Below are 26,010 nucleotides of genomic sequence, written 5' to 3'. Positions count from 1 at the left end.
AGAGCGGGATGAGGAAAAGTGCGTGCGGTTTTCCGCCCGCATCCCGCTCTAACTCTTAGGAATCGATCACGTTCATGATTTTGGGTCGATTCGACCCAAAATCATCGTGATCTAGACATGAAGGAAAGACCCCATGGCCATTGCAAGAGGATATGCGGCGACCGACGCATCGAAGCCGCTCGCCCCTTTCACCTTCGAACGCCGCGAACCGCATGACGACGACGTCGTCATCGACATCCAATATTGCGGCGTCTGCCATTCCGACATCCACCAGGCCCGCAACGAGTGGGGCAACTCGACCTTCCCCATGGTGCCGGGCCACGAAATCGTCGGCATCGTTCGGGCGGTCGGCTCGAAGGTTACGAAGTTCAAGCGCGGCGACCGGGTCGGTGTCGGCTGCTTCGTCGATTCCTGCACGACCTGCGCCAGCCGCGATCTCGATCTCGAACACTATATGCCCGGGCTGGTCGTGACCTATAACGGCGTCGAGGCGGATGGAAAGACCCCGACCCAGGGCGGCTATTCCGACCACATCGTCGTCAAGGAAGGCTATGTTCTCTCGATTCCGGAGAACCTGCCGCTCGATGCGGCCGCCCCGCTGCTTTGCGCCGGCATCACCCTCTACTCGCCGCTGCGCCACTGGAAGGCCGGACCCGGAAAGAAGGTGGCGATCGTCGGCATGGGCGGTCTGGGTCACATGGGCGTCAAGCTCGCCCATGCGATGGGTGCCGAAGTCACCGTCCTCAGCCAGAGCCTTTCCAAGAAGGAAGACGGCCTGAAGCTCGGTGCCGACCACTATTATGCAACGAATGATCCGCAAACTTTCGAGAAGCTCGCCGGAAGCCTCGATCTGATCATCTGCACCGTAGGGACCGAGATCGACTGGAATGCCTATCTCAATCTCTTGAAGGTCGACGGTGATTTCGTGGTCGTCGGCATTCCGGAAAATCCGGTGCCGGTCCATGCCTTCTCGCTGGTGCCGGCGCGGCGCAGCATCTCCGGCTCGATGATCGGATCGATCAAGGAAACGCAGGAGATGCTCGATTTCTGCGGTGAGCACAACATCGTCTCGGAGATCGAGATCATCCAGATGCAGGAGGTCAACGCGGCCTATGAGCGGGTGCTGAAGAGCGACGTGCGCTATCGCTTCGTGATCGACATGGCGTCGATCAAGGCGTGAAGATCACGGGCGCCGTGTGTCCCATCGGATATACGGCGCTATATCGAGCGTATGAGCGGAAGGAAGAGCAGGGGGCGATACCCCCCTCTGCCCTGCCGGGCAGAGGGGGGTACCACCCGGATCCCACCTAGACGAGCGGCAGCGGCCCGTCGTTCTTGATTTCCTCCATCACCGCATAGGTACGGGTTTCCTTGACGCCCGGCAGCGTCCACAGCACCTGGCCGAGGAAATTGCGGTAGGCGGCCATGTCCTCGAAGCGGGTCTTGACGAGGTAGTCGAAGCCGCCGGCGACCATGTGACATTCGAGCACGGCCGGCGCCTGTCTGATGGCGGCGGCGAACTGGTCGAAGACTTCCGGCGTCGTCTTGTCGAGCATCACTTCGATGAAAACCAATAGCCCGAAGCCGAGCTTGTGCGGATCGAGGCGCGCCCCGAAGCCGGAGACGTAGCCTTCCTTCAGGAGCCGCCGCAGCCGCTCGCTGGTCGCCGTCGGCGAGAGGCCGACACGGTCCGCCAGTTCGAGATTGGTGATCCGCCCGTCCGCCTGCAGGATGTTGAGGATCCGGCGATCGGTCTTGTCGATCTGATGCATCTGTCCGCCCCCCGCTTGCGTCTCTCAGGCGGCAAGCCGCGTTTCTGTGAGTTTCACCCAATAGGAAATCCCGTGCGGGATCACATCGTCGTTGAAGTCGTAGGCGGGGTGGTGGAGCCCGGCGGACTCGCCGTTTCCGATGAAGACGAAGGCGCCCGGCCGGGCAAGCAGCATGTAGGAAAAGTCCTCGCCACCCATCATCGGGTCGAGCGCGGCATTGACATTGCCTTCGCCCGCGACCGTCGCGGCGACGGCAAGGGCATGGCCGGTCTCTGTCGCATGGTTGACGGTCACCGGATAGTTACGGCCGTACCAGACGTCGACAGTCGCGCCATAGGCGCCGGCAATGCTCTCGGCGATCTGGCGAATCCGTGCCTCGCCGGTGTCGCGCACCTGCGGGGTGAGGGCACGCACCGTGCCGGCCAGAACCGCCTGCTCCGGAATGACGTTGTGGGCGAAGCCGGCATTGAACTTGGTGACGGAGACGACGATCGAGGCGAGCGGGTCGACGGTGCGCGAGGCGATCGTCTGCAGCGCGTTGACGATCTGCGCGCCGATGGCAATCGGGTCGATGGTCTTGTGCGGCTGTGCGGCGTGGCCGCCGCGACCTTTCACGGTGATGGTGAACTCGTCGGTCGAGGCCATGATCGGGCCGACGCGGCTGCCGAAATGGCCGACCGGCATGCCGGGCATGTTGTGCATGCCGTAGACTTCCTCGATAGCGAAGCGCTCCATCATGCCGTCCTTGACCATTTCGTTGCCGCCGCCGCCGCCTTCCTCGGCCGGCTGGAAGATGACGGCGACGTTGCCGGAAAAATTGCGCGTCTCGGCGAGATATTTCGCCGCACCGAGCAGCATCGCCGTATGGCCGTCATGGCCGCAGGCGTGCATCTTGCCGGGCGTGGTCGAGGACCAGGCCTTGCCGCTCGTCTCGGTAATCGGCAGTGCGTCCATGTCGGCCCTGAGGCCGATGGTGCGCCCCGCGCCGAGATTGCCGCGGATGAGACCGACGACGCCGGTTCGGCCGAGGCCGGTCACGATCTCGTCAACGCCGAATTCCCTCAGTTTCTTTTCGACGAAGGCTGCCGTATTTTCCACCGCGAACAGGAGCTCCGGGTTCATGTGCAGGTGGCGCCGCCATTCGGTCACTTCGTTCTGGAGTTCGGCTGCACGGTTCAATATCGGCATGATGCTTCCCTGTGGGTCTGTTCGGTGGATGGGCCTGGCGGCCAGGTGATTGGGCTTTGCCATCTCCTTGCCATATAGGCTAAATAGCCGGACGATACGAGGCAACTGCGGAAATTCGAGGTTAAGGTAGTGGTGACAGTTCGACTCCTGATGCGCAACAGGGCAGGCGCGATCGGCGTTCTTGCCGGTGTTTGTGCGGCATTGGCGGCGGCGCTTCCGGTGTCGGCCAATCCGCGGCTCGTCGTCGATGTCGCAACCCTGAAAGTCTACGAGCACCAGGACATCTTCCAGAAATGGTATCCGGCGTCGCTGACCAAGCTGATGACGGCCTATACGACGTTTCAGGCGATCAAGGCCGGCCAGCTGACACTGGAAAGCCCCGTCGTCATGACGAAGAACGCCGCGTCCGAGCCACCGAGCAAGATGTTCTACAAGCCCGGCCAGGCGATGACGCTCGACAGCGCGCTGAAGATGATGCTCGTCAAATCGGCAAACGACGTTGCCGTGGCGATTGCGGAAACGGTCAGCGGGTCTGAGCAGGCGTTCATCGACCGGATGAATGCGGAAGCGCGGCGGATCGGCATGACCTCGTCGCATTTCATCAATGCCAACGGTCTGCCTGGCCAGGGCCAGTACACGACGGCGCGCGACCTCGCCGTGCTGGCGATCACGCTGAAGCGCGAATTCCCCCAATACGCCTCCTATTTTTCGCTGGAAGGCTTCACCACCGGCAAGAAGGACTACGCCAACTACAACATGCTGATCGGCCGCTTCGAAGGTGCCGATGGTATGAAGACCGGCTTCATCTGCGCGTCGGGCTTCAATCAGGTGTCTTCGGCGACGCGGGCCGGCCGCAGCGTCGTATCGGTGGTGCTCGGCGAGGACAGTCTCGGCGCTCGCGCCGACGAGTCGGCCCGGCTCCTCCAGATGGCGCTGACGACCAGTGCCGCGGAAAAGCCGTCGCTCACCGCCATCGCCCCCTATGGCGAGAGCCGCGAAGTGGTTGCCGACGTCAGCAAGGAGATCTGCTCCAAGCAGGCCGCCAAGGTCCGCAGCGAAGGACGCGACGAGGCCGGCCGGCAAAAGCTGCTTTCGCCCTATATCCACGAGATCGACCGTCCGCTGAAGCTCGCCTTCGCCGGACTTATTCCGGGCAGCGGCGACAAGACGGCCAAGGCGGGCAGCGATGTCGCCGGACAGGGTGACGTCGCCAACGTCCCGGTCCCGGTCCCGCGCCCCAGCTTCTGAGCGCGATGGGAAATACGCGCGGCTTTCCGCTCGCATCTCGCGCCAACTTCACACGGAGTCTTTCCATGAACGGTCCCTTGCCGGTCGTGCCGGTGTCGATCCTCACCGGCTTCCTCGGTGCGGGCAAGACGACCCTTCTGAACCGCCTGCTGAAGGATCCGCAACTCGCCGACACGGCGGTCATCATCAACGAGTTCGGCGATGTCTCGATCGATCATCTGCTCGTCGAGGCGTCGAGCGACGGCGTGATCGAGCTTTCCGACGGGTGTTTGTGCTGCACCGTGCGCGGTGAGCTCGTCGATACGCTGGCCGATCTGATGGATCGCATGCAGACCGGGCGCATCAAGCCGCTGAAGCGCGTCGTCATCGAGACGACCGGGCTTGCCGATCCGGCGCCGGTGCTGCAATCAGTGCTCGGCAATCCGGTCATCGCGCAGAATTTTCGGCTCGACGGCGTGGTGACTGTCGTCGACGCGGTCAATGGCGCCCGGACGATCGCAAGTCACGTGGAAGCCATGAAGCAGGTCGCGGTTGCCGACCGGCTCGTGATCAGCAAGACCGGACTGGCAAGCAAGCAGCAGCTCGACGGGCTCTACGATGCCCTGACGGACCTCAATTCGCGCGCACCGATCATCGACGGCGACGGGCAAGAGGCGGGCCGCGCCGAGCTGTTCGCCTGCGGACTCTACGATCCATCGACCAAGGTTGCCGATGTCGGCCGCTGGCTGCAGGACGAGGCCGACGGGACTCACGGGCACCACCATCATCACGACCACGACGATCATGGGCACCATCACCACCATGACGTCAATCGCCACGGCTCGGACATTCGCTCGTTCAGCATCGTCCACGACCAGCCGATCGAGCCGATGGCGCTGGAGATGTTCATCGACCTCCTGCGCTCGGCGCATGGCGAGAAGCTGTTGCGCATGAAGGCGATCGTCGCGGTTGCCGACCGGCCGGAGCGGCCGGTGGTGCTGCACGGCGTCCAGACGGTCTTTCACGCGCCCGAACGGCTTGCCGCCTGGCCGGACCCGGCCGATCGCCGGACGCGGATGGTACTGATCACCAAGGGGCTCGAGGAGGCCTTCGTGCGAGACCTGTTCGACGCCTTCACCGGCAAGCCGCGCGTCGACCGCCCGGATGCGCAGGCGCTTACCGACAATCCGCTCGCCGTGCCCGGCATGAAGTTCTGATGCAATGCGCCGCCCGGCGCACCGCGGCCGTCACACGATGAAGAAGTCGGCAGAGGTGATGGCCACCTTGTTGTCGAGATGCGCAAATTGCACGGCTTTCCCCGCGCCAGAACCATCGGCATCGTAGAAGAGCACGCCAGTATCGCGGTCGTAGAGGAGCCGATCGCTCGCATCGACCTTGGCGGCCGTGAGGTCCTTGAAGAGGCCCGCCGGCAGAGTACCGGGCGTCAATGCCGCGAAGATCTTGCTTGATAGCACGATCGTGTCGTCGATGGCCGAGAAGTCGCGGATATGATCGACATTGCTGGCCCCGAGCGCCGTGCTGAAGGCGAACTGGTCCTTGCCCGCATTCCCGGAGAGCAGATCACCGCCGGCTCCGCCATCCAGCGTGTTGGCAGCGGCATTGCCGGTGATTGTGTTCGAAAGCGCGTTGCCCTTGCCGCCAATGCTTGCGCTGCCCGTCAGGACGAGATTTTCGACGTTGGCCGCAAGCGCCAGGGAAATGCTGCTTCTGACGATGTCGGTCCCGGCGTTCGCCTCTTCGATGACCTTGTCGCCCTTGTTGTCGACGACGTAAGTGTCATTGCCGGTACCGCCGGTCAGGGAGTCCGCTCCCTGTCCGCCATCAAGCGTGTCGTTGCCGGCAGCGCCGCTCATGACATTGGCGGCGGCATTGCCGGTGAGCCTGTTTGCGAGACCGTTCCCCGTTCCGTTGACGGCGAGGTTTCCCGTCAGCAGAAGGTTCTCGACATTGGCGCCAAGCGCGAAGGAGACGCTGCTCTTCACCAGATCCGTTCCGGCCGAAGCTGCTTCCGAGACGCGGTCGCCCACATTGTCGACGACATAGATGTCGTTGCCGGCAAGTCCGTGCAGCTGGTCGGCTCCGCGCCCGCCATCGAGAACGTTGCCAACTGCATTGCCGATCAGGATATCCGCGGCGGGACCGCCCTTGGCGTTTTCGATCACCACGCCGTTGGCAATGGTAAACCCGCCGGTCAGCGTTTCGGAGGTGGAAAGCCAACCACCTCCGCCGATCTCGGCTTTCAGCGTCGCGGCACGGAGATCGATCTTCGCCCGGCTGGTGCCGGTATAGGCAATGGTGTCATTGCCGCCGGTGTCCCATAGCGTCGTGTAGCCCCGGTTGAAATCGACATTGTCGCTGAAGCGATAGAGGTCGTTGCCGGTGTTGTGGGCCTTGGCGCCGTACATGTGCTGGAGTGCGGCGATATCGATGGCGCCGAGCGAACCCGGCTGCGCGTTCAGCGTTGTTCCGAAATCCCTGGCCTGGGTGAAGGGGTTGTCCTCGCCCCAGAAGGCATAGGTGTAGCCCATGACGGAATAGATCGACGAGTTGAGCAGGCCCGTGCCCTTGTCGTCTTCGTCGACGACTCCGGGCAGGGTTGGACCGGCGATCGAGTCGTGCGTGTGCTTGAGACCCAGGCTGTGGGCGATCTCGTGCAGCCAGACGTCCGAGAAGGTGCCGAGACGAATGATGTCGGCCGCCGACTTGACGCTCTTCGGGTCGATGCCGACGGCGGTCGTCACCGTATCTTCGGTCGGCCCCGGCCCGCCGGAGAACCCGCCGCCGCCGGTGTCGAGCAGCGTCTGCTTCAGCGTCGCATTGGCGATGGTCGTCTCGCGAAAGGTCACGTTGATGCAGGCCGCGATGTCCGCGAACATCTCGCGATAGAAGTCCTTCCAGTCTCCCTCCGCGAAATCGTCTATGCCGTTCTTGTCGATGTCCTGCTTGGTGAACCCGAAGGTCAGGGTTTTCGACGTCCAGGCATAGCCGCCGATCACACCGTCGGTGACCGCGTTCTTCGAAGAAGCGACGCGCTTGTAGGTGGTTGCCATCGACGATTTCCCATCCAACCTGCTTCAATCCACGGTCGGATACAGACGGCTCGCGATGCCTGCAACGGGACTTCGCCACTCTTTCGCGTCAAGCGGATAATGGGTGCGCGATCAGGCGATTTGGCCCGCAGAATTTTGCCGACAGCGCGTCGCGGCGCCGGAGGGCGCGGATACGTCTTTCTCTGCCCGCGCTACAGCCAGCGGCGGACGCGAGTCCTGTAGGTGCGATAGACGTCGCCGAACTTGCGCTCGAGATAGGCTTCCTCACGGGCGACGACGCCGTGACGGATGACGAAGTAGAACGGCACCAGCAGGATGAAGAGCCACAGGCTGTCGAAGCCAATGGCGAGACCGATCAGGCCGAGGAACATGCCGATGTAAATCGGGTTGCGGCTGTAGCGGTAAGGTCCCTCTTCGACGATGGTGGTCGTCGGCTCGACAGTCTGAATATGCGTGCCCGCTCCCCGAAAGGTCGTCGCTGCCCAGATGAGCAGTGCCAGGCCAGCGAGGAACACGATGGCACCCAACCAAAAGGCCGGCATGGCCGGCGGCAGGAACGGCAGCGGGAAGACGCCATCGGACAGGAACCCAACCGCGACCGCAAGGATCCAGGCAAGCGGTGGCCGGACCATCGCACCGGAATTGTCGCGGAAACTGTCATTCGCCTCGTTCATCCTGCCGCCCGCCTCTCCGAGGCAGGATAGCAGGAATACCGATTGGCTTGGAGCCCAGCTTGGCCGAGGCTGAGCGAGGATGAAAGGCGCGTCGCGCCTGCGCGGATCGGCTACACTTTCTTGCGGATGAGAAAGCGATGGCCGGCTGCGGTCGACGCTGCCTGCTCGAGCCGGTGTCCGTCCTCGTTGCAGAAGTGCGGAATGTCGATCACCGCCAGGGGGTCGGTCGTTTCGATCTCAATGAGCGCGCCGGGCGCTATCGTCTCCATGCGTTTGCGCGTCTTCAAAACGGGAAGGGGGCATTTCAGCCCCCTCAAATCGTAGACGATCCGCTCCTCGGCCGGCATCAATTGCCCCAGATCTTCCAGAAGGGGCGCTTCTTCGGCGGCTGTTCCGCCGGTGCCGTCTCGCCGCCGGCTACAGGGGCGGTGGCCACTTGCGGATTGGCCGCGGCCGGCGCAGTCGCCTGCTGCGGAGCGGTGGAGGGTTGCTCCTGAGCCGCAGCGGGCTGTTGAGCCGCCGCCGGGGCCGCGCTCGGCTGCGCGATTGCCGGCGCTGCCGGCTCGCTTTTCGAGAACAGGTTCCAGAAGGATTTCTGGGCAGGCGCCGTCTGCAGCGCCGCCTGCTGGACGGGGCGTTCGATGGGGCTCTGCTGCGGCACGGGCACAGCCTTGCCGGCACGCGTCGCCTTCTCCAGCGCCTCCTTCTGGATCAGTGCCGCCTGCTTGGCCTCTTCGGCCTCCTTCTGGTCGGCGAGGCGCTTCTCGAGATCGCTCACCTTCATCAGCTTGCCGGCGTCGAGCGACGTGCCGGTCGGCGCATAGGCCAACTCGCGGCCCTTGCGTTGTTCGGCAACGATCGCCTTGCGCTCCGCTTCGCTGGGTTCGTACCAGACCATGCCGTCGAATTTCTTCACCGACTTCTGATAGTCGCGCTGATAATCCTTCTCGAAGTTCGCCATTGCGACCTGCAGGGCCGGCGGCGTCGACATGGCCGGGCACTGGCCGGATGGATTGAAGCTGCCGTCGGTCTGTTGGTTGAAGACGTACTTCCTCTCGCAGACATTGACCTGCGGGGGACGCTTGGTCACCTCGAACTGGTCGTAGCCGACCTTCAGCATCTTCCAGAACTCGATATTCGGATTGTCCCGGTGGCGCGCCATGTTTTCCGCGGTCATCCGGTAGGGGAAGGCCTGCAACTGGACGCTCTCCTGGCCGCCCTTGAAGGCGTCGCGTGCCAGGGCGAAGATCTCGATGATCTGCTCGTCCGTCATCGAATAGCAGCCCGACGACGAGCAGGCGCCGTGGATCATCAGATGCGTGCCGCTGCGGCCGTTCGCCTTGTCATAGGCGTTCGGGAAGCCGGTATTGATCGCCAGATAGTAATTCGAATTGGGATTCATCTGGTGCGGATAGAGCGGATAGAAGCCTTCCGGCGCCTGACGGTCGCCCTCCTTCACCTTGGGGCCGAGCTTTCCCGACCAGGCGCAGATCTTGTAGCTCTTCAGAAGCTGGAAGCGGCTTGACGTATTCGCCTTCCAGACCTCGAGCGTTCCCTCTTCCTTGAATATGCGCAAGAGGATCGGGGACGTCTTCTGCATCCCCAGCTCGCTCATCTTGCTGACCATCTTGCTGGACAGCTGGTATTCCGTCTTGTTCTTGACGGAGGAGAGGTTGACCGAATCGAGCGTTTCGTTCGTGCAGCCGGCGAGCCCGGCGGCGATGGCGGTGGTGATGACAAGATTCCTGAAACGCATTGGCAAAAGCCCGTTTTAGCCAGATTCCATCCGTGCACACCTCATCCGCAAAGAAGAGGCATCAACGAATCAGTAAGACATTATTCTTCACGAAATCTTAACCGTGCAGGCGCCCCCTGCGAACGGCCGTTTCTCATGACCCCATGAATATGGCCAAGATTTGGCCATAGTCCCGATTTCCGGTTGCCATGCGTGGCAACTTGATCGCAATGGTTAATCCTGGATCCCGACCAAGGTTAAGGCGAAACGCGGTTCGCCGCCTCGTCCGGTCAAAGATTCCGGCCGATATTCAGGTATTTTTGCCGGCGATCCGCCCTAAGCTCGTCGCCGTTGCGCCCGGACAGCTCCTTCAGCGCATCGGCAATGACCGTGCCGGTGCGGCCGATCACGGCCTGCGGATCGCGATGGGCGCCGCCGACCGGTTCGGGAATGATGCCGTCGATGACGCCGAGCGACTTCAGGTCCTCGGCAGTGATCTTCATGTTGCTGGCCGCTTCCTTGGCGCGCGTCGAGTCGCGCCAGAGGATCGAGGCCGCACCTTCCGGCGAGATGACGCTGTAGATCGAATGCTCCAGCATATAGACGCGATTGCCGGTGGCGATGGCGATGGCGCCGCCGGAACCGCCTTCGCCGATCACGACGGTGACGATCGGCACCTTGACGTTGAGACACATTTCGGTCGAGCGGGCGATCGCCTCGGCCTGGCCGCGCTCCTCGGCGTTAACGCCGGGATAGGCGCCGGCGGTGTCGACCAGCGTGATCAGCGGCAGGCCGAACCGATCGGCCATTTCCATGACGCGGACCGCCTTGCGGTAGCCCTCGGGGCGTGGACTGCCGAAATTGTGCTTGATGCGCGACTTGGTGTCGTTGCCCTTTTCCTGGCCGATCACCGCAACCGGTGCGCCGCGGAACCGCGCCAGGCCCGCCTGGATGGCATCGTCATTGGCGAAATTGCGGTCGCCGGCAAGGGGCGTGAACTCGGTGAAGAGCTCCGCGGCATAGTCGAGGAAATGCGGCCGGGACGGGTGGCGCGCGACCTGCGTCTTCTGCCAGGGCGACAGCTTGGAATAGATCTCCATCATCGCATCGCGGACGCGTCCTTCGAGGCGCGCGACCTCGTCGGACGTGTTTACGCTCTCGTCTTCGCCGGCAAGCTTCTTCAATTCGAGGATCTTGCCCTCGAGATCAGAGATGGGTTTTTCGAAGTCGAGATAGTTGTGCATGAGATGCGTTTCCGATCGTTTTGCGACAAGGACCGTCCGGCAAAGCCAACCTGCCCGCCGGTCCTAATCCTGTTTTTTCGCCTGTTTGGCAAGGGGGTGGTGGTTTTGCACCAGCTCGTGCAGCCGTTCTTCCAGCACATGCGTATAGATTTGTGTCGTCGAAATGTCCGAATGACCGAGCAGCTCCTGCACGGCGCGGAGGTCGGCGCCATTGGCCAGCAGATGGCTGGCGAAGGCGTGGCGCAGCACGTGCGGCGAGATCACGGCGACCCTGATACCGGCGCGCGCGGCGAGACTCTTGAGGTCGCGGGCGAAGACCTGGCGCGGCAGGTGGCCGGATTTGCCGGAGGAGGGGAACAGCCAGGGGCTCTCCGCTTCCGCCGCTCTCCTGCGCAGCGCGTCGCCGTACGTCCGCATAGCGCGGATCGCCGCCTGCGACAGCGGCACAAGCCGTTCCTTGTTGCCCTTGCCGCGGATCACCAGGAAGCGGCCATTCTGCGCAAGCACGCTCGCAGGCAGCGAGACGAGCTCGCTGACGCGCATGCCGGTCGCATAGAGAAGCTCGATCAGTGCGTGCATGCGAAGCCGCGCGAAGGCGTCCTCGCCGCCGGCGGCGGCTTCCGCCTCGGCTTGGCCGATCAGTCGGGTGACGTCGTCTATGCTGAGCGTTTTGGGCAGGGCACGCGCCTTCTTGGGCGCATCCAGGATGCCGGTCGGGTCATCGCCGCGCAGCCCCTCCGCATAGAGGAACTTGTAGAATTGCCGGAGCGCCGACAGCCGGCGCGCCTGCGAGGACGATTTGAAGCCCTCGCCGGCCAGGTGCGAGAGATAGCGTTTCAGATCGTCGGCCGTCGCACTGTTGAGCCGTGCCCCTGACGAGCGCAGGAAGGCGAGCGCGTCCCTGAGATCGCGTTCGTAGGATTGCAGCGTGTTGATCGCCGCACCGCGCTCGGCGCTCATCATTTCCAGGAAAGCTTCGAGATGGGCTTCCGAAAGATCCGTCATTGCGGCTTGTTGACCCGTTCGGATGGAATGCGCACCGTGACGTCGCGCTCCACCGGCTCGACGAAGGTGACGAGCGCCACCATGGTTCCATAGATCATGCCGGCCACGATGGCGCAGAAGAACAGGAACCGGAAGAGGGTTGGCATTTCAGTCTCCAGTACGCGGGTGACGCCATGCGGACCGTGATCTATATGAACGGCTCGTCCGGCAAGTTCAAGAAGCGTCGCGGCGCTCCGCGCGACGACTTGACGCCCCCCGCCGATTTGTCGATACCGAAGTGGAATGGGGACTATGGCGGCTAATGAACGATGTGACCGAACCGGCTTCTTCGACGCTCGCCGAACGGGCGAAACTCACTCTCGGTAAGCGCAATCTCATTTTCATCGGCCTGATGGGGGCGGGAAAATCGGCGATTGGTCGGCTGACCGCCCAGGCGCTCGGTGTTCCCTTCGTCGATTCCGATCATGAAATCGAGCGGGTGTCGCGCATGACGGTGAGCGAGCTTTTCGCCGCCTATGGCGAGGAGGAATTCCGTGCGCTGGAGGCGCGTGTGCTGAAGCGGCTGCTGCGGTCGGGGCCGCGCGTGGTTTCGACCGGAGGCGGCGCCTATATCAACGAGCGCTCCCGCCGGCAGATCAAGAAGGGCGGCCTGACCGTCTGGCTGAATGCCGATCTCGAGGTGCTGTGGGAGCGGGTGAACAAGCGCGACACCCGGCCGCTTCTCAAAACGGAAAACCCGAAGCAGACGCTCGAGAACCTGATGCGGGCCCGCTACCCGGTCTATGCCGAAGCCGATCTCGTGGTCCTGTCGCGCGACGTGAAAAAGGAAACGATGGTCGAGGAGGTCCTCGCCGCCATCGCCGACTGCAAGAAGGTCGAGATGCCATGACGAACCACGCAACGCCCGCCGAGCGCAAAGTCCGCGTAAACCTCGGAGACCGGTCCTACGACATTCTCATCGGCCCCGGCCTGATCGCCGCGGCAGGTGGGGAAATCGCATCCCGTCTCAAGGGCCGCAGGATGGCGGTCATATCAGATGAAAACGTGGCGCCGCGCTATCTGGAGCCGCTGATGGCGAGCCTGAAGGAGAGCGGCATCGAGGCGGTGTCGCTGGTCCTGCCTGCGGGCGAAAAAACCAAGAGCTTCGAGCATCTGATCCCGGTGTGCGAAGCGATCCTCGGGGCGCGGATCGAGCGCAACGACGCGGTGGTCGCGCTCGGCGGCGGCGTGATCGGTGATCTGACCGGCTTTGCCGCCGGCATCGTCCGGCGCGGCTCGCGCTTCATCCAGATTCCGACCTCGCTTCTGGCACAGGTCGATTCCTCCGTCGGCGGCAAGACCGGCATCAACTCGCCGCACGGCAAGAACCTGATCGGCGTCTTCCACCAGCCGGACCTGGTGCTTGCCGACACCGAGGTGCTCGATACGCTCAGCCCGCGCGAATTTCGCGCCGGCTATGCCGAAGTCGCGAAATACGGCCTCATCGACAAGCCGGAGTTCTTCGACTGGCTCGAGCGCAACTGGCAGGCGGTCTTCGCCGGAGGTGCGGCCCGTATCGAGGCGATTGCGGTCAGTTGCCAGGCCAAGGCCGATGTCGTCGCAGCAGATGAGCGCGAGAACGGCCTGCGGGCACTCCTCAATCTCGGGCACACCTTCGGCCACGCCCTGGAGGCCGCGACCGAATATGACAGCCGCAGGCTGGTGCACGGGGAGGGTGTTGCGATCGGCATGGTGCTGGCGCACGAATTCTCCGCCCGGATGAACCTCGCAAGCCCGGACGATGCCCGTCGCGTCGAAGCCCATCTCAAGGCCGTCGGCCTGCCGACGCGCATGGCCGACATTCCCGGCGACCTTCCGCCGGCCGAGCGGCTGATGGAGGCGATCGGTCAGGACAAGAAGGTCAAGGGCGGCAGGCTCACCTTCATCCTGACGAGGGGGGTCGGCCAGTCCTTCGTCGCCGATGACGTTCCGGCGTCCGAGGTGCTGGGGTTCCTCAAGGAAAAGCATCCGCAATGAGCGCCGAGGCAGTATGGCTCTTTTTGACGGACCATTGGCTGTCTCTCCTCGCCGTCGTCTGTCTTCTGCTCCTTTCGGCATTCTTCTCCGGGTCGGAGGCTGCCTTGACCGCGGCCTCCAGGGCACGCATGCACACGCTGGAGAGCAACGGCTATCGTCGCGCCGGGCTCGTCAATCGGCTGATCGAGCGACGTGACCGCCTGGTTGGAGCGCTGCTGCTCGGCAACAACCTCGTCACCATTCTCGCCACATCACTGACGACGAGCCTTTTGATCGGCCTCGTCGGCAATCTCGCCGTGCTGGTCGCCACCCTCAGCATGACCGTGCTGCTCGTCCTGTTCTGCGAAGTCCTGCCGAAGAGCTGGGGGCTCGCCTCTCCTGACCGGTTCGCGCTTGCCGTGGCGCCTTTGGTAAGGCGTTTCGTGGCGGTCGCTGGGCCGATATCGGCGCTCATCAACGCGATCGTCAGGCGTCTTCTGACCTTCTTCGGCGTGAATCTCTCTTCCGACAGGCCGATGCTCTCCGCCCAGGAAGAACTGCGGGGTGCCGTCGACCTGCTGCATCGGGAAGGGGCGGTGGTCAAGGCGGATCGCGACCGGCTCGGCGGCGTCCTCGATCTCGGCGAGCTCGAGGTCTCAGACATCATGATCCACCGCACCGCCATGCAGGCGGTCAACGCGGAGGAGCCGCCGGATGCCTGCGTCCGGGAAATCCTCGGAAGTCCCTTCACGCGCCTGCCGCTGTGGCGCGGCTCGACCGACAACATCATCGGCGTCGTTCATTCCAAGGATCTGCAGAGGGCGCTTGCCGAGCCGGGCGTCGAGCCGCATGCCGTGGACATCGTCAGGATCGCGCAGAAGCCATGGTTCGTGCCGGACACGACCAACCTCAAGGACCAGCTCAACGCCTTCCTGAGGCGAAAGCTGCATCTGGCGATCGTCGTCGACGAATATGGCCAGGTCCAGGGCCTCGTCACGCTGGAGGACATTCTCGAGGAAATCGTCGGCGACATTGCCGACGAGCACGATCTCGACATCCAGGGCGTCCGGCAGGAGGCCGACGGCTCGATCGTCGTCGATGGGTCCGTGCCGATCCGCGATCTCAACCGGGCGCTCGACTGGTCGCTGCCGGACGAGGAGGCGACCACGGTCGCGGGCCTCGTCATCCACGAAGCCAAGAGCATTCCGGAGGAGCGGCAGGCCTTCACCTTCTACGGCAAGCGCTTCATCGTCATGAAGCGGGTGAAGAACCGGATCACCAAGCTGCGTATTCGTCCGGCCGAGGGAGAGTCGGCGGGACTTTAGCCTACCAGCGCGTCGGTTCGCCGGGCGCGGCCGGTTCCACCGCGAGCGCATGCAGGCCGGCATCGAGCTCGGGCTTCAGGAGGTCGTTGACCGCCCGGTGGCGCGCCACGCGGCTCATGCCGGCAAAGGCGCTCGCGACGATCCGGATGCGCATGTGGGTTTCACCGCCGCCGTCGAAGCCCGGCTGGTGGCCGGCATGCAGATGGCTTTCGTTGATCACCATCAGCCGTTCGGGATGGAAGGCTTTCTCGAGCTTCTCTTCGATGCGGCTTTGCAGCGACATGCTTCCGTCCCATTTTCCTGTTGCTCTTGCGCCGCGAAAAGGCGCCGGCGATGCAAAATGCGCGCACAAAGCCAGCAACATTCCGCTTTGTCAATTCTTGTTGTGACTCGCCGCAAACCCCATAATGGGTGCCATGAAGCTCGATTCAAAATACTTCGATCGCATTCGCACGCGCCCCAAGGGAGCAGAGGCGCGCGTGGAGCCGACTGCGCCTGTGTGCCAGTGGGACGGTTGCGACAAGAGGGGCGTGCATCGGGCTCCCGTCGGCCGCAATGCCGAGGGCGAATATTTCATGTTCTGCTTCGAGCACGTGAAGGAATACAACAAGGGATACAATTACTTTTCCGGGCTGTCGGATACGGAAATCTCGCGCTATCAGAAGGAAGCCGTAACCGGGCATCGCCCCACCTGGACGGTCGGCGTCAACAAGAACGCCCGCAACGGTCCGGCGCAATCACAGATGCGCTCCGGCACAGCCGGCGCCCAGGCGCGCATGCGCGATCCGTTCGGCTTCTTCAACGAGGCGCGAGCCCGGTCGGCGCGGCACGAACCGCGGTTGCGCAAGCTGAAGACGCTCGAGGCCAAGGCCTTCGAAACGCTCGGGCTTTCGGCCTCGGCGACCTCCGCCGATATCAAGGCCGCCTACAAGGATCTCGTCAAGAAACACCACCCCGATGCGAATGGCGGAGACAGAGGCTCGGAGGAGCGTTTTCGGGCCGTGATTCAAGCCTATCAATTGTTAAAACAGGCTGGTTTCTGCTAACAACGCGGATTAAGACAGAAATCACTTTTTGCAGGCGAATGCGCGGGTGCCGTCCGGCGGCCGCTCTGGAGACATGATGAGCAAGATTGACCTCGACATTTCCAACCTCCCCGATACGACGATCTCGGTCCGGGAGGCTTTCGGTATTGATACGGATCTGCGCGTTCCTGCCTATTCGAAGGGCGATGCCTATGTGCCGGATCTCGATCCCGATTACCTGTTCGACCGGGAAACGACGCTCGCCATTCTTGCAGGCTTTGCCCACAACCGACGCGTGATGGTGTCCGGCTATCACGGCACCGGCAAGTCGACCCATATCGAGCAGGTCGCGTCGCGGCTCAACTGGCCCTGCGTGCGCATCAACCTCGACAGCCATGTCAGCCGTATCGATCTCGTCGGCAAGGATGCAATCGTCGTCAAGGACGGGCTGCAGATCACCGAATTCAAGGACGGCATCCTGCCCTGGGCCTACCAGCACAATGTGGCGCTCGTCTTCGACGAGTATGATGCCGGCCGTCCGGACGTCATGTTCGTCATTCAGCGCGTCCTGGAGTCCTCCGGCCGCCTGACCCTGCTCGACCAGAGCCGCGTCATCCGCCCGCACCCGGCCTTCCGGCTGTTTGCCACCGCCAACACGATTGGACTCGGCGACACGACCGGGCTCTATCACGGCACGCAACAGATCAACCAGGCGCAGATGGACCGCTGGTCGATCGTGACGACGCTCAACTACCTGCCGCACGACAAGGAAGTCGACATCGTCGCTGCCAAGGTGAAGGGCTTTACGGCCGACAAGGGTCGCGAGACCGTATCGAAGATGGTGCGCGTCGCCGACCTCACCCGTGCCGCCTTCATCAACGGCGATCTTTCGACCGTCATGAGCCCGCGCACGGTGATCACCTGGGCCGAGAACGCCTATATCTTCGGCGACATCGCCTTCGCCTTCCGCGTGACCTTCCTCAACAAGTGCGACGAGCTGGAGCGGGCGCTGGTCGCCGAACACTACCAGCGGGCCTTCGGGGTCGAGCTCAAGGAAAGCGCCGCCAATATCGTGCTGGAAGCCACGGCCTGATCGCTTCGTCTTAAGCTGAAGAAAGAACTGTCGTGAGCTCGAATTCCAAGGCGAAGCCGCAAACGAGGGAGAACGCCGCCGAGCCGTTCAAGCGGGCGCTTTCCGGCTGCGTCCGGTCGATCGCCGGGGATGCGGAGCTTGAAGTCGCCTTCGCGAACGAGCGCCCGGGGATGACCGGCGAGCGCATCCGCCTGCCGGAGCTTTCCAAGCGTCCGACCCGGCACGAGCTCGCCGTGGCGCGGGGTCTGGGCGACTCGATGGCGCTGCGCAAGGCATGCCACAACGACCGGATCCATGCCACCATGTCGCCGCAAGGAGCCGATGCGCGGGCGATCTTCGATGCCGTCGAGCAGGCGCGTGTCGAGGCGATCGGGGCGATCCGGATGCCGGGTGTCGCCGACAATCTCTCCTCCATGCTCGAGGAGAAGTACTCCAAGGCTAATTTCGGGGCGATCGACAGCCAGTCGGAAGCACCGCTGGAAGAGGCGGTGGCGCTGCTGGTGCGGGAGAAGCTGACCGGCAAGAAGCCGCCTGCCGCCGCCGGCAAGGTGCTCGACCTCTGGCGCGATTTCATCGAGCAGAAGGCGGCCGCCGACATCTTGAACCTGCCTGCGGCGATCAACGACCAGCAGGCCTTCTCCCGGGTCGTGCGCGACATGCTCGCTTCGATGGATGTCGCCGAGAAATACCGCGAGGACGACATCGAGCCGGACGAGCAGGAAAGCGAGACCGACGAGGACCAGCCGCGCAGCCAGGAGCAGGACGAGAACGCCAGCGAGGAAGAGGAGGGCTCCGACGCCGCTCCCGCCGACGAAAACCAGTCTGCCGAGGAGCAGATGGAAGAAGGCGAGATGGACGGCGCCGAGATCTCCGACGACGACCTTCAGGACGAGGGCGACGAGGACAGCGAGACGCCGGGCGAGGTCAAGCGGCCGAACCATCCCTTCGCGGACCTGAACGAAAAGGTCGACTACGCGGTCTATACGCGCGAGTTCGATGAGACGATCACGGCCGAGGAGCTTTGCGACGAGGCGGAACTCGACCGGTTGCGCGCTTTCCTCGACAAGCAGCTTGCCCATCTGCAGGGAGCCGTCGGACGCCTCGCCAACCGCCTGCAGCGCCGGCTGATGGCTCAGCAGAACCGCTCCTGGGAGTTCGATCTCGAGGAAGGGTTCCTCGATACGGCCCGCCTGCAGCGGGTCATCATCGATCCGATGCAGCCGCTTTCCTTCAAGCGGGAGAAGGATACCAACTTCCGCGACACCGTCGTGACGCTGCTGATCGACAATTCCGGCTCGATGCGCGGCCGGCCGATCACCGTTGCCGCCACCTGCGCGGACATTCTCGCCCGCACGCTGGAACGCTGCGGCGTCAAGGTCGAGATTCTCGGCTTTACCACCAAGGCGTGGAAGGGCGGGCAATCGCGTGAAAAGTGGCTTGCCGGCGGCAAGCCGCAAGCGCCGGGCCGCCTCAACGACCTGCGCCACATCGTCTACAAGTCGGCTGACGCTCCCTGGCGGCGCGCGCGCCGCAATCTCGGGCTGATGATGCGCGAAGGGCTGCTCAAGGAGAATATCGACGGCGAGGCGCTGATGTGGGCGCACGACCGCCTCCTCGGCCGGCCGGAGCAGCGGCGCATCCTGATGATGATCTCGGATGGCGCACCGGTCGACGATTCCACGCTTTCCGTGAACCCCGGCAACTACCTCGAGCGCCATCTGCGGGCCGTCATCGAGCAGATCGAGACCCGTTCGCCGGTCGAGCTTCTGGCAATCGGCATCGGCCACGATGTGACGCGGTATTATCGCCGCGCCGTGACGATCGTCGATGCGGACGAACTGGCCGGCGCGATGACGGAGCAGCTTGCCGCACTCTTCGAGGAAGAGAGGCACGGCCGCGTCGGGCGCTTGCGGCGCGCCGGCTGACCGGTTGTGTCCGGCCGTAAATTCGCCCGTATCCCGATTATCTGCTAAGAGGCTGCTTCCCTCAGCGCCCGTCTGGTCCCCTGGAAACTTGCCCCCTGGAAAGTTGTGCCTCGAATGCTCCGCCGAACTCTTGTCGTTCTCTTCCTGGTGACATCGGCCGTGGCCGCCGAGGCGGAGGCACCGCGCGAGATCGTTCCCGTCCGAAGCCGGCAGATCTCCGAGTTCAAGGTCGGCTCCGACGTGAAGACTTTCGGTAGGCTCGAATTCCTCGGCGGCATCGAAATGACCTCGCCCAATGCGCTGTTCGGAGCGGTGTCCGCGATCCGCTTCCGGCCCGACGGCCGATCCTTCGTCGCCGTCCTGGATACCGGACATTGGGTCGAGGGCGCCGTCATTCGCGATGGGGCGGGCCGGCTCCAGGGGCTGACCGATCTTGCCATAACCGCGATGACCGATGGCAATGGCGGGGCGCATCTCGAAAAGTGGAAGGTGGATTCCGAAGGGCTGGCGCTCCGCGACGGCGCGGTGATCGTCAGCTTCGAGCAGGCGTCGCGCGTCGATGTCTATCCCGATCCTGGGTTTGCCGCTTCGAGGCCCATCGGCCAGATGCGCTTGCCCTTTCCGGTCGAGGAACTGCGCAGCAATGGCGGCCTGGAGACGATCGCGCTTGCCCCGAAGGGCGGGCCGCTCGCCGGCGCTGCAGTGGTCGTCGCCGAGCGCAGCGTCGACACGTCCGACAATCTGCTGGCCGGCATTCTCGATGGACCGATGCGCGGCGCGTTCTCGGTGGTGCGCGAGGACCCCTATGCGGTGACCGATGGCGCATTCCTGCCGAACGGAGATCTGCTCATCCTGGAGCGCCGCTTCAATCTCGCTTCGGGTCTCGGCATGCGCATCCGCCGGCTCGCGGCCGCTGATATCCGGCCGGGCGCGGTGGTTGACGGCGAGGTACTGCTCGAGGCCGACATGAGCTACCAGATCGACAATATGGAAGGTCTGGACGTGATTGTCCGGCCCGACGGCGAGACCCGGGTGATCCTCGTCTCCGACGACAACCACTCGATCCTCGAGCGCAACCTGATGCTCGAGTTCCGCTTGAGGGACGACTACACCAACTGAAGTGCGACGGGGCCATGCCGGCCCCATCTCTTCGATCTTACGCCGTGGCGTTGGCTGCCGGCATCGGCTTGATGACGCTCATCAGCGCGCCATAGGGCAGGAGCAGGACGATACCGCACAGGATCTTCACGGCGAGATCGCCGAGCGCCCAGGAAATCCAGCGCGGCGCTTCGGTGGCGATGACGCCGAGGAGCGGCGCGGCTTCCAGCGCGAAGCTGTCGTTCGGACCGAGGAAGACGAAGAACGGTGCGAAGGCGAAGGAGAAGAACATCGCCGTGTCGAGAGCCGAGCCGATCAGCGAGCCGGCGAGCGGCGCGCGCCACCAGGTCTGACGCCGCAGCCGGTTGAAAACCGAGATGTCGAGGAGCTGGCCGAGGAGGAAGGCAGAGCCAGAGGCGATCGCGATGCGCGGCGTTGCAGCGAAGAAGGAAAGCGCCACGGCGACGACGAAACCGGCGACAACGACGCGGCGCGCGATACGCGGGCCGAAGTGGCGGTTGGTGAGGTCCGTGACGAGGAAGGCGAAGGGATAGCTGAAGGCGCCCCAGGTCAGGAGATCGCCGAGCTGCATGCCGGCGATCGAGCCGGGCAGTGGGTACTGCACGAGAAAATTGGACGCGACGACCACCAGGGTCATCAGCGCGACATAGACGAAAAAGGTTCGCTTGATCAGCATTTTTTTATCCTGGGAGATGCCACCAGTGCGAGGACTTTACCGAATGCATGCATCCGGCCAATGAAGATTGAGCACGCGAAAAAGGCTTGCCGGGTGAACCCGCAAGCCTTTCGAGCCGTGTTCGGAAGGATGCTTGCGCCGATCAGGCGGCTTCGGCAGCCTTCTTGACGATCTGGCGGCGCAGCAGGCGAGCGCGCATGCTCAGCTCGTTCTCGTCGGCCTTCAGCAGGAAGGCGTCGAGGCCGCCGCGGTGTTCGACCGAACGCAGAGCCGCAGCAGAGACGCGCAGGCGGAAACGCTGGCCGAGTGCATCGGAGATCAGCGTGACATTGCACAGGTTCGGCAGGAACTTGCGCTTGGTCTTGTTGTTGGCGTGGCTCACATTGTGACCCGACTGGACGCCCTTGCCGGTCAATTCGCAACTACGGGACATTGTACACCTATTTTCTTTTCGCCGCCGGACAATGCGGTAGCGGGCCCAGAGCCCAGGCCGCGTTCCTACTGGCCATTATTGGAAAGTCGCGGTTCTATAGTCAGTGATGGGCCGGCAGTCAAGCCAAACCTGCGCTTTCCCGAAAATCCGCCGCCTTTAAAAGAATTAGCAAAATCTAGGCGTCGCCGCGACCCTTCATCTTTCCGGCTGCGCCGCGCCGCGCTATCTCCTCTCGGGCGCAAGGTGAAATCGAAGCATTGGTTTCGCTTGCCGGATGAATGCGACGAACCGGGCGCAGAAATGCCGCAAACCGCCTGCATTTCGGGGGATTGCGATGTGGCCGCGCCGGACGTTGACAAGACGCACAAACGACGATGTAACGCTTTGAGCAGCTGCATGATTTTGTCCTCGAACCGGTTCTGCTTCGCGGACCCTTGCAAGAGAGTAGGAATGGGGCTTCGGCAATGATGTTGCGCACTCTGCTTTGCGTGCCGGCACTCCTGGCCGCCGGGATGTTTTCCACAGCCTGTTTCGCTGCGGAAATCCAGCATCAAACGGACTACAGCATCGCGCTCGCCGGCCTGCCGCTGGCGCGGGCCTCGTTTCACACCGAGGTCGACCAGAATCGCTACACGATTTCAGGAACGCTGAATTCGGCCGGCTTGGTGAACATCATCAGCCCGACCTCCGGTCAGACCCGGGTCTCCGGCATGATCGGCCGTAACCATCTTCAAGCGACCCAGTATTCGATGTCCTATCGCAGCGGCAAGAAGTCTCGGGCGATCAGCGTCAGCTACCGCAACGGCAATGTCGTGCGCGCAAGCATGGTCCCGAAGCGCACGCCGTTGCCGAAGAACTGGGTGCCGGTGACCAGCCGCGACATGCGCAACGTGCTCGATCCGCTCTCCGGCCTGATCATTCCGGCGACGACCCGCGTCTGCCCCAATACCTTGCCCATCTTCGACGGCGAATCGCGCCTCGACATAAAGCTGTCGGCCAAGGGAAAACGGAACTTCAAAACCAAGGGTTTCGACGGCGAGGTCATCGTCTGCGGGGTCCGATTCGTGCCAAGGGCTGGATATAAGAAGGGTCGCGAGGACGTCGAATATCTTCGCCGCCTGGAAACGATGGAAATGTGGTTCGCAAAATCGGATTCGGTCGACGTCTATGCCCCGGTCTATGTCCGCATCCCCACCAAGATCGGTCCCGTAATCGTCTCCGCCACGCGGTTTGGCGGGTAGTTGCACCGGCCCCATTGTCTCTTTCGGGAATCACGGCGGCGCGCTAGATCAGTGAAAAGTTGAAAGCCGCCTCGCGACGTGCCTTCCGGGGCATGGTCATCGGGTGCCGTCTGCGTGAGGGAGTGGCATGAATTTCAAGGCAACGCTGATCGGTTTTTCCGCGATCCTGATGTGGTCGCTGCTGGCGCTCTTTACCGCGGCCTCCGGCAGTGTGCCGCCGTTCCAGCTTTCGGCGATCTGCTTCCTGATCGGTAGCCTGCCGGGCATCGTCGTGCTGGCGTCGAAGCCTGAGCGCCTTGTTCTTCTGAAGCAGCCGGCCAAGGTCTGGATCACCGGCATCGCCGGGCTGTTCGGCTATCACTTTCTCTATTTCACCGCACTTCGCAATGCCCCGGCCGTGGAGGCGGGCCTGATCGCCTATCTCTGGCCGCTTCTGATCGTCGTCGGCTCGGCGCTGCTGCCCGGCGAGAGGCTTGGCTGGTACCATGTCGCCGGCGCGTTTGCGGGGCTTTCCGGCACAATCCTGATCGTGGCGCGCAACGGCGTCGCCTTCGACGACGCCTATATGCTTGGCTATGGGGCAGCCGTCCTCTGCGCCTTCACCTGGTCAGGCTATTCGCTGCTCACGCGGCGTTTCGGCGCGGTGTCGACCGACGTGGTGACCGGCTTTTGCCTGGCGACCTCGATCCTGTCCCTGCTGTGCCATCTCGGCCTGGAGACCACGGTCTGGCCGCAGACGCCATTGGAATGGCTTGCAGTCGCGGGTCTCGGCCTCCTGCCGGTCGGCGCCGCCTTCTATGCGTGGGATTACGGCGTCAAGAACGGCGACATCCAGTTTTTGGGCGTTGCCAGCTATGCGGCACCGGTGCTTTCGACATTGATCCTCATCCTGTTCGGCTTTGCCGAGCCGTCCTGGCGAATCGCCGCGGCCTGCCTGCTGGTTACCGGCGGCGCGGTGCTTGCGGCGAAGGATATGATCTTCCGCAAGGGCGGGACGGCGGCGCAAGCGGCGGAGTAGCTTGAAGACGGGATGCGGCGCTGCCCCTCACCCTAGCCCTCTCCCCGCAGGCGGAGAGAGGGGACTTAGGTTGGCGCCGCGAGTCCCTTCGCCCCGCTTGCGGGGAGAAGGTGGCCGGCAGGCCGGATGAGGGGGAAAAAGCTGGGCAGGTATTATTCGGCCCCGTCCTCCGGCGGCTTCCACTCCGGTGCGGCCATCTCGAAGGCGGAGAAATCGAAGCCCGGCGCGACCGTGCAGCCGACGAGGGTCCAGTCGCCGAGCGATCTGGCCGATTGCCACCAGCCGGCGGGGACGACACGCTGCGCCCTTTCGCCATTGAGAAGATCCGGGCCTAGCCTGTGGCGCGCAGCCGGCTTGTCCGGTTCGGCGATGCTGAGTTCGAGCGGTGCGCCGGCGTAGTAGTGCCAGATTTCGGCGGCGTCGCGGACCCGGTGCCAATGCGATCGGTCACCCTTTTCGAGCAGGTAGTAGATCGCCGTCGAATGGCCGCGCGGCCCGCCGTCGGCATCGCGGAAGGTCTCGGCGTACCAGCCGCCTTCCGGATGCCTGGCCAGCCTCAGCGTCTCGATGATCGTCGCGGCCGTCATTTTCCACGCGGCATCCATCAGAAATTATCCTTGCGCTTGCGGATCTCGGCGAAGACGGCGGCATCGCTTGCCTTCTCCATGCCGAGATGAGCGCGGATCTTCGAATCGCCGGCGCGCAGGAACGGGTTGGTTCTTTTCTCGAGGCCGATCGTCGTCGGTGCGGTGAAGCCGCCGTCCGAACGGGTCTCCTCGATCTCGGCGGCGCGCTCCTTGAGTGCCGCGTTTTCCGGATCGATCGTCACGGCAAAGTGGGCGTTCGACAGCGTGTATTCATGGCCGAAATAGACGGACGTATCGTCGGGAAGCGCCATCAGCCGGTTCAGCGATTGCCACATCGTCTCGGCCGTTCCTTCGAAGAGCCGCCCGCAGCCGAGCGCAAACAGTGTATCGGCGGCGAACAGCAATTTGTCTTCGGGCAGATGAAAGCTGATGTGACCGGCGGTATGCCCTGGCGTTTCGATCACTTCGACCGGATGGCCGGCGAAGTCGAAGCGTTCCCCATGCGCCACCTGCTTGTCGATCCCCGGAATTTTTGACGCCTCGCCCTTCGGGCCGATGATGGTGACGCCGAAGCGTTGCTTCAGGCTGACATTTGCCGCCACGTGGTCGCCGTGATGGTGGGTGGTGAGGATATGGGTAAGCCGCCAGCCGCGCCGCTCCAGTGCCTCGAGGATCGGTCGCTCCTCCGGAGCGTCGATCGACGCCGTCGCGCCGCTGGCCGGATCGTGGATCAGCACACCAAAATTGTCGGTTCGGCAGAGAAAGAGGTCAAGTTCGAGCGCGGCCATGGCTTGGTCCTCCCATTGTGCGTGCGGCGGGTCTAGGCGAATGTAGCGAGCCCCGCCTTGAAGTCCACCGCTTCAGGGCTAACATGTTGCGCATGCACACCGATATCGTCGATCTCCGCCAATTCTATCATTCCGAGCTCGGCCGGATGGCGGAGCAAGCCGTCAGCATGGCGCTCTCCTCCGTTTGGGCGCGAATGCCGGAGGAGCGGCTGGTCGGCCTCGGCTACGCGGTTCCCTATCTCGAGCGTTTCCGCGCCGACACCGAGCGGACTTTCGCCTTCATGCCGGCCGGCCAGGGCGCGGTGAATTGGCCGGTTGCCGAACTCTCCTCCACGGCGCTCGTCTTCGACGAGGAATTGCCGCTGCCGGACGCCTCGATCGACCGGGTGCTGATGGTGCATGCGCTGGAATTTGCCGAGAGCCCGCGCGAGACGATGAAGGAGATCTGGCGCGTCCTTGCGCCGGGCGGTCGGCTCGTCATCGTGGTGCCGAACCGGCGCGGCGTCTGGGCGCGGATGGAGCATACCCCCTTCGGCTCGGGCCGGCCCTATTCGCGGGGCCAGTTGACCGCACTGTTGCGCGAGACGAACTTCACGCCGGGAGCCAGCTCGGAGGCGCTTTTCTTTCCGCCGTCCAGACGAAAGATGATCCTGCGGCTGCGCCACGGGCTGGAGCGCTTCGGTCGCTCGGTGTGGCCGGTCTTTTCCGGGGTGATCATCGTCGAAGCACAAAAGCGGCTCTATCAGGGCCTACCCGTGGCGGCGCGTGCCTCCCGCCGCGTCTTCGTCCCTGTCCTGGCACCGCATGGCGTTCCCAGCACCCGCATTCGAGCGCCGGAAGCCCCGTAGTTACGGCCACCACGTCGCACT

The 26,010-nt window shown here is 63.6% G+C and carries 28 protein-coding genes; 14 read left to right on the top strand and 14 right to left on the bottom strand.

Annotation, left to right across the window (positions count from 1 at the left end):
• Positions 1 to 133 precede the first annotated feature (133 nt).
• Positions 134 to 1,180: an NAD(P)-dependent alcohol dehydrogenase gene (locus NGR_RS24820; protein WP_012709241.1), complete on the top strand. Its 1,047-nt coding sequence runs from the start codon at positions 134 to 136 to the stop codon at positions 1,178 to 1,180.
• 127 nt (positions 1,181 to 1,307) lie between these two features.
• On the opposite strand, the gene NGR_RS24815 is transcribed toward NGR_RS24820, so the two are convergent.
• Both NGR_RS24815 and NGR_RS24810 read right to left on the bottom strand, forming a co-directional pair.
• Positions 1,308 to 1,772 carry an Lrp/AsnC ligand binding domain-containing protein gene (locus tag NGR_RS24815; protein ID WP_012709240.1) on the bottom strand — a complete coding sequence of 155 codons (465 nt, stop codon included), beginning with the start codon at positions 1,770 to 1,772 and terminating at the stop codon, positions 1,308 to 1,310.
• A gap of 24 nt (positions 1,773 to 1,796) precedes the next feature.
• On the bottom strand, positions 1,797 to 2,960 hold the full coding sequence (locus NGR_RS24810) for a M20 aminoacylase family protein (protein WP_012709239.1): 1,164 nt from the start codon (positions 2,958 to 2,960) through the stop codon (positions 1,797 to 1,799).
• Between the two features lie 150 nt (positions 2,961 to 3,110).
• Between NGR_RS24810 and NGR_RS24805 the strand changes: the two genes are divergently transcribed.
• Together NGR_RS24805 and NGR_RS24800 are read left to right on the top strand one after the other, a co-directional pair.
• Positions 3,111 to 4,208, top strand: a complete 1,098-nt coding sequence (locus NGR_RS24805; protein WP_164924675.1) for a D-alanyl-D-alanine carboxypeptidase family protein — start codon at positions 3,111 to 3,113, stop codon at positions 4,206 to 4,208.
• A 65-nt stretch (positions 4,209 to 4,273) separates the two neighbouring features.
• On the top strand, positions 4,274 to 5,404 hold the full coding sequence (locus NGR_RS24800) for a CobW family GTP-binding protein (protein WP_012709237.1): 1,131 nt from the start codon (positions 4,274 to 4,276) through the stop codon (positions 5,402 to 5,404).
• A gap of 30 nt (positions 5,405 to 5,434) precedes the next feature.
• Here NGR_RS24800 and NGR_RS24795 read toward each other — a convergent pair whose 3' ends face one another.
• The 7 genes from NGR_RS24795 to NGR_RS32445 form a co-directional block, all read right to left on the bottom strand.
• A complete protein-coding gene (locus tag NGR_RS24795) occupies positions 5,435 to 7,258 on the bottom strand; it encodes a M10 family metallopeptidase C-terminal domain-containing protein (RefSeq protein WP_012709236.1) in 1,824 nt (607 codons plus the stop codon).
• A 191-nt stretch (positions 7,259 to 7,449) separates the two neighbouring features.
• Entirely contained in the window at positions 7,450 to 7,932 is a 483-nt protein-coding gene (locus tag NGR_RS24790) for a methyltransferase family protein (RefSeq protein WP_012709235.1), read from the bottom strand.
• Positions 7,933 to 8,042: 110 nt separating this feature from the next.
• The gene (locus tag NGR_RS24785; RefSeq protein ID WP_012709234.1) at positions 8,043 to 8,279 is read right to left on the bottom strand and encodes a sulfurtransferase TusA family protein; all 237 of its coding nucleotides are present in this window, start codon (positions 8,277 to 8,279) and stop codon (positions 8,043 to 8,045) included.
• Positions 8,279 to 9,688 carry a L,D-transpeptidase family protein gene (locus NGR_RS24780; RefSeq protein WP_012709233.1) on the bottom strand — a complete coding sequence of 470 codons (1,410 nt, stop codon included), beginning with the start codon at positions 9,686 to 9,688 and terminating at the stop codon, positions 8,279 to 8,281. Before NGR_RS24780 ends, NGR_RS24785 begins: the two co-directional genes overlap by 1 nt.
• A gap of 269 nt (positions 9,689 to 9,957) precedes the next feature.
• A complete protein-coding gene (locus NGR_RS24775; RefSeq protein ID WP_012709232.1) occupies positions 9,958 to 10,911 on the bottom strand; it encodes an acetyl-CoA carboxylase carboxyltransferase subunit alpha in 954 nt (317 codons plus the stop codon).
• A gap of 63 nt (positions 10,912 to 10,974) precedes the next feature.
• Entirely contained in the window at positions 10,975 to 11,916 is a 942-nt protein-coding gene (gene xerD, locus NGR_RS24770; RefSeq protein ID WP_012709231.1) for a site-specific tyrosine recombinase XerD, read from the bottom strand.
• Positions 11,913 to 12,062: a hypothetical protein gene (locus tag NGR_RS32445; protein WP_012709230.1), complete on the bottom strand. Its 150-nt coding sequence runs from the start codon at positions 12,060 to 12,062 to the stop codon at positions 11,913 to 11,915. Before NGR_RS32445 ends, xerD begins: the two co-directional genes overlap by 4 nt.
• A 27-nt stretch (positions 12,063 to 12,089) precedes the next feature.
• Between NGR_RS32445 and NGR_RS33595 the strand changes: the two genes are divergently transcribed.
• From NGR_RS33595 to NGR_RS24755, 4 genes are read left to right on the top strand one after another with little or no spacing between them, the layout of a single operon-like run.
• Complete coding sequence (locus tag NGR_RS33595; protein WP_282096852.1) at positions 12,090 to 12,218, top strand: hypothetical protein; 129 nt, start codon at positions 12,090 to 12,092, stop codon at positions 12,216 to 12,218.
• Positions 12,218 to 12,805 (top strand): shikimate kinase, encoded by a 588-nt coding sequence (locus tag NGR_RS24765; protein ID WP_012709229.1) that lies wholly within the window; start codon positions 12,218 to 12,220, stop codon positions 12,803 to 12,805. The genes NGR_RS33595 and NGR_RS24765 overlap by 1 nt, the downstream gene beginning before the upstream one ends.
• Complete coding sequence (aroB, locus tag NGR_RS24760) at positions 12,802 to 13,932, top strand: 3-dehydroquinate synthase (protein WP_012709228.1); 1,131 nt, start codon at positions 12,802 to 12,804, stop codon at positions 13,930 to 13,932. Before NGR_RS24765 ends, aroB begins: the two co-directional genes overlap by 4 nt.
• Positions 13,929 to 15,236, top strand: a complete 1,308-nt coding sequence (locus NGR_RS24755; RefSeq protein ID WP_012709227.1) for an HlyC/CorC family transporter — start codon at positions 13,929 to 13,931, stop codon at positions 15,234 to 15,236. Before aroB ends, NGR_RS24755 begins: the two co-directional genes overlap by 4 nt.
• 1 nt (position 15,237) lies before the next feature.
• Here the strand turns inward: NGR_RS24755 and NGR_RS24750 are convergent, their stop codons facing one another.
• Complete coding sequence (locus NGR_RS24750) at positions 15,238 to 15,519, bottom strand: BolA family protein (protein WP_012709226.1); 282 nt, start codon at positions 15,517 to 15,519, stop codon at positions 15,238 to 15,240.
• Positions 15,520 to 15,643: 124 nt separating this feature from the next.
• Between NGR_RS24750 and NGR_RS24745 the strand changes: the two genes are divergently transcribed.
• From NGR_RS24745 to NGR_RS24730, 4 genes are all read left to right on the top strand, one after another.
• Positions 15,644 to 16,282 carry a J domain-containing protein gene (locus NGR_RS24745; RefSeq protein ID WP_012709225.1) on the top strand — a complete coding sequence of 213 codons (639 nt, stop codon included), beginning with the start codon at positions 15,644 to 15,646 and terminating at the stop codon, positions 16,280 to 16,282.
• A gap of 76 nt (positions 16,283 to 16,358) precedes the next feature.
• Positions 16,359 to 17,354, top strand: coding sequence for a cobaltochelatase subunit CobS (cobS, locus tag NGR_RS24740; protein WP_012709224.1), 996 nt, complete (start codon positions 16,359 to 16,361; stop codon positions 17,352 to 17,354).
• Positions 17,355 to 17,386: 32 nt separating this feature from the next.
• Positions 17,387 to 19,279, top strand: a complete 1,893-nt coding sequence (gene cobT / locus NGR_RS24735; protein ID WP_012709223.1) for a cobaltochelatase subunit CobT — start codon at positions 17,387 to 17,389, stop codon at positions 19,277 to 19,279.
• A gap of 114 nt (positions 19,280 to 19,393) precedes the next feature.
• Positions 19,394 to 20,398, top strand: a complete 1,005-nt coding sequence (locus NGR_RS24730) for an esterase-like activity of phytase family protein (protein WP_012709222.1) — start codon at positions 19,394 to 19,396, stop codon at positions 20,396 to 20,398.
• 37 nt (positions 20,399 to 20,435) lie between these two features.
• Here the strand turns inward: NGR_RS24730 and NGR_RS24725 are convergent, their stop codons facing one another.
• Positions 20,436 to 21,074: a VUT family protein gene (locus NGR_RS24725; protein ID WP_012709221.1), complete on the bottom strand. Its 639-nt coding sequence runs from the start codon at positions 21,072 to 21,074 to the stop codon at positions 20,436 to 20,438.
• A gap of 142 nt (positions 21,075 to 21,216) precedes the next feature.
• Positions 21,217 to 21,507, bottom strand: a complete 291-nt coding sequence (rpmB, locus tag NGR_RS24720) for a 50S ribosomal protein L28 (protein WP_012709220.1) — start codon at positions 21,505 to 21,507, stop codon at positions 21,217 to 21,219.
• A 464-nt stretch (positions 21,508 to 21,971) separates the two neighbouring features.
• On the opposite strand from rpmB, the gene NGR_RS24715 reads away from it, so the two are divergent.
• Both NGR_RS24715 and yddG read left to right on the top strand, forming a co-directional pair.
• On the top strand, positions 21,972 to 22,748 hold the full coding sequence (locus NGR_RS24715) for a DUF3108 domain-containing protein (protein WP_012709219.1): 777 nt from the start codon (positions 21,972 to 21,974) through the stop codon (positions 22,746 to 22,748).
• Positions 22,749 to 22,875: 127 nt separating this feature from the next.
• Positions 22,876 to 23,766: an aromatic amino acid exporter YddG gene (gene yddG, locus NGR_RS24710; RefSeq protein ID WP_012709218.1), complete on the top strand. Its 891-nt coding sequence runs from the start codon at positions 22,876 to 22,878 to the stop codon at positions 23,764 to 23,766.
• A gap of 152 nt (positions 23,767 to 23,918) precedes the next feature.
• Here the strand turns inward: yddG and NGR_RS24705 are convergent, their stop codons facing one another.
• Both NGR_RS24705 and gloB read right to left on the bottom strand, forming a co-directional pair.
• Positions 23,919 to 24,371, bottom strand: coding sequence for a cupin domain-containing protein (locus tag NGR_RS24705; RefSeq protein ID WP_012709217.1), 453 nt, complete (start codon positions 24,369 to 24,371; stop codon positions 23,919 to 23,921).
• On the bottom strand, positions 24,371 to 25,141 hold the full coding sequence (gene gloB, locus NGR_RS24700; protein ID WP_012709216.1) for a hydroxyacylglutathione hydrolase: 771 nt from the start codon (positions 25,139 to 25,141) through the stop codon (positions 24,371 to 24,373). The genes NGR_RS24705 and gloB overlap by 1 nt, the downstream gene beginning before the upstream one ends.
• Before the next feature lie 83 nt (positions 25,142 to 25,224).
• Between gloB and NGR_RS24695 the strand changes: the two genes are divergently transcribed.
• On the top strand, positions 25,225 to 25,989 hold the full coding sequence (locus tag NGR_RS24695; RefSeq protein WP_012709215.1) for a class I SAM-dependent methyltransferase: 765 nt from the start codon (positions 25,225 to 25,227) through the stop codon (positions 25,987 to 25,989).
• The last annotated feature ends 21 nt before the right edge of the window (positions 25,990 to 26,010 follow it).

The sequence above is a fragment of the Sinorhizobium fredii NGR234 genome (assembly GCF_000018545.1).
In the GTDB taxonomy this organism is placed as follows: Bacteria; Pseudomonadota; Alphaproteobacteria; order Rhizobiales; family Rhizobiaceae; genus Sinorhizobium; species Sinorhizobium fredii_A.
The sequence above is the reverse complement of the archived record's forward strand: the minus strand, read 5'-3'. Positions and strand labels throughout refer to the sequence as shown.

Bases quoted from the DNA above. Each gene is read 5' to 3' on its own strand.
- NGR_RS24715 (WP_012709219.1), top strand. From the start codon at position 21,972: ATGATGTTGCGCACTCTGCTTTGCGTGCCGGCACTCCTGGCCGCCGGG.
- NGR_RS24725 (WP_012709221.1), bottom strand. From the start codon at position 21,074: ATGCTGATCAAGCGAACCTTTTTCGTCTATGTCGCGCTGATGACCCTG.
- NGR_RS24815 (WP_012709240.1), bottom strand. From the start codon at position 1,772: ATGCATCAGATCGACAAGACCGATCGCCGGATCCTCAACATCCTGCAG.
- xerD (WP_012709231.1), bottom strand. From the start codon at position 11,916: ATGACGGATCTTTCGGAAGCCCATCTCGAAGCTTTCCTGGAAATGATG.
- NGR_RS24745 (WP_012709225.1), top strand. From the start codon at position 15,644: ATGGGTGCCATGAAGCTCGATTCAAAATACTTCGATCGCATTCGCACG.
- yddG (WP_012709218.1), top strand. From the start codon at position 22,876: ATGAATTTCAAGGCAACGCTGATCGGTTTTTCCGCGATCCTGATGTGG.
- NGR_RS24705 (WP_012709217.1), bottom strand. From the start codon at position 24,371: ATGGATGCCGCGTGGAAAATGACGGCCGCGACGATCATCGAGACGCTG.
- NGR_RS24780 (WP_012709233.1), bottom strand. From the start codon at position 9,688: ATGCGTTTCAGGAATCTTGTCATCACCACCGCCATCGCCGCCGGGCTC.
- NGR_RS32445 (WP_012709230.1), bottom strand. From the start codon at position 12,062: ATGCCAACCCTCTTCCGGTTCCTGTTCTTCTGCGCCATCGTGGCCGGC.
- NGR_RS24790 (WP_012709235.1), bottom strand. From the start codon at position 7,932: ATGAACGAGGCGAATGACAGTTTCCGCGACAATTCCGGTGCGATGGTC.
- NGR_RS24800 (WP_012709237.1), top strand. From the start codon at position 4,274: ATGAACGGTCCCTTGCCGGTCGTGCCGGTGTCGATCCTCACCGGCTTC.
- NGR_RS24795 (WP_012709236.1), bottom strand. From the start codon at position 7,258: ATGGCAACCACCTACAAGCGCGTCGCTTCTTCGAAGAACGCGGTCACC.
- NGR_RS24730 (WP_012709222.1), top strand. From the start codon at position 19,394: ATGCTCCGCCGAACTCTTGTCGTTCTCTTCCTGGTGACATCGGCCGTG.
- NGR_RS24775 (WP_012709232.1), bottom strand. From the start codon at position 10,911: ATGCACAACTATCTCGACTTCGAAAAACCCATCTCTGATCTCGAGGGC.
- NGR_RS24810 (WP_012709239.1), bottom strand. From the start codon at position 2,960: ATGCCGATATTGAACCGTGCAGCCGAACTCCAGAACGAAGTGACCGAA.
- NGR_RS33595 (WP_282096852.1), top strand. From the start codon at position 12,090: ATGCGGACCGTGATCTATATGAACGGCTCGTCCGGCAAGTTCAAGAAG.
- aroB (WP_012709228.1), top strand. From the start codon at position 12,802: ATGACGAACCACGCAACGCCCGCCGAGCGCAAAGTCCGCGTAAACCTC.
- rpmB (WP_012709220.1), bottom strand. From the start codon at position 21,507: ATGTCCCGTAGTTGCGAATTGACCGGCAAGGGCGTCCAGTCGGGTCAC.
- gloB (WP_012709216.1), bottom strand. From the start codon at position 25,141: ATGGCCGCGCTCGAACTTGACCTCTTTCTCTGCCGAACCGACAATTTT.
- NGR_RS24785 (WP_012709234.1), bottom strand. From the start codon at position 8,279: ATGCCGGCCGAGGAGCGGATCGTCTACGATTTGAGGGGGCTGAAATGC.
- cobS (WP_012709224.1), top strand. From the start codon at position 16,359: ATGAGCAAGATTGACCTCGACATTTCCAACCTCCCCGATACGACGATC.
- NGR_RS24765 (WP_012709229.1), top strand. From the start codon at position 12,218: ATGAACGATGTGACCGAACCGGCTTCTTCGACGCTCGCCGAACGGGCG.
- NGR_RS24805 (WP_164924675.1), top strand. From the start codon at position 3,111: ATGCGCAACAGGGCAGGCGCGATCGGCGTTCTTGCCGGTGTTTGTGCG.
- NGR_RS24755 (WP_012709227.1), top strand. From the start codon at position 13,929: ATGAGCGCCGAGGCAGTATGGCTCTTTTTGACGGACCATTGGCTGTCT.
- NGR_RS24820 (WP_012709241.1), top strand. From the start codon at position 134: ATGGCCATTGCAAGAGGATATGCGGCGACCGACGCATCGAAGCCGCTC.
- NGR_RS24695 (WP_012709215.1), top strand. From the start codon at position 25,225: ATGTTGCGCATGCACACCGATATCGTCGATCTCCGCCAATTCTATCAT.
- NGR_RS24750 (WP_012709226.1), bottom strand. From the start codon at position 15,519: ATGTCGCTGCAAAGCCGCATCGAAGAGAAGCTCGAGAAAGCCTTCCAT.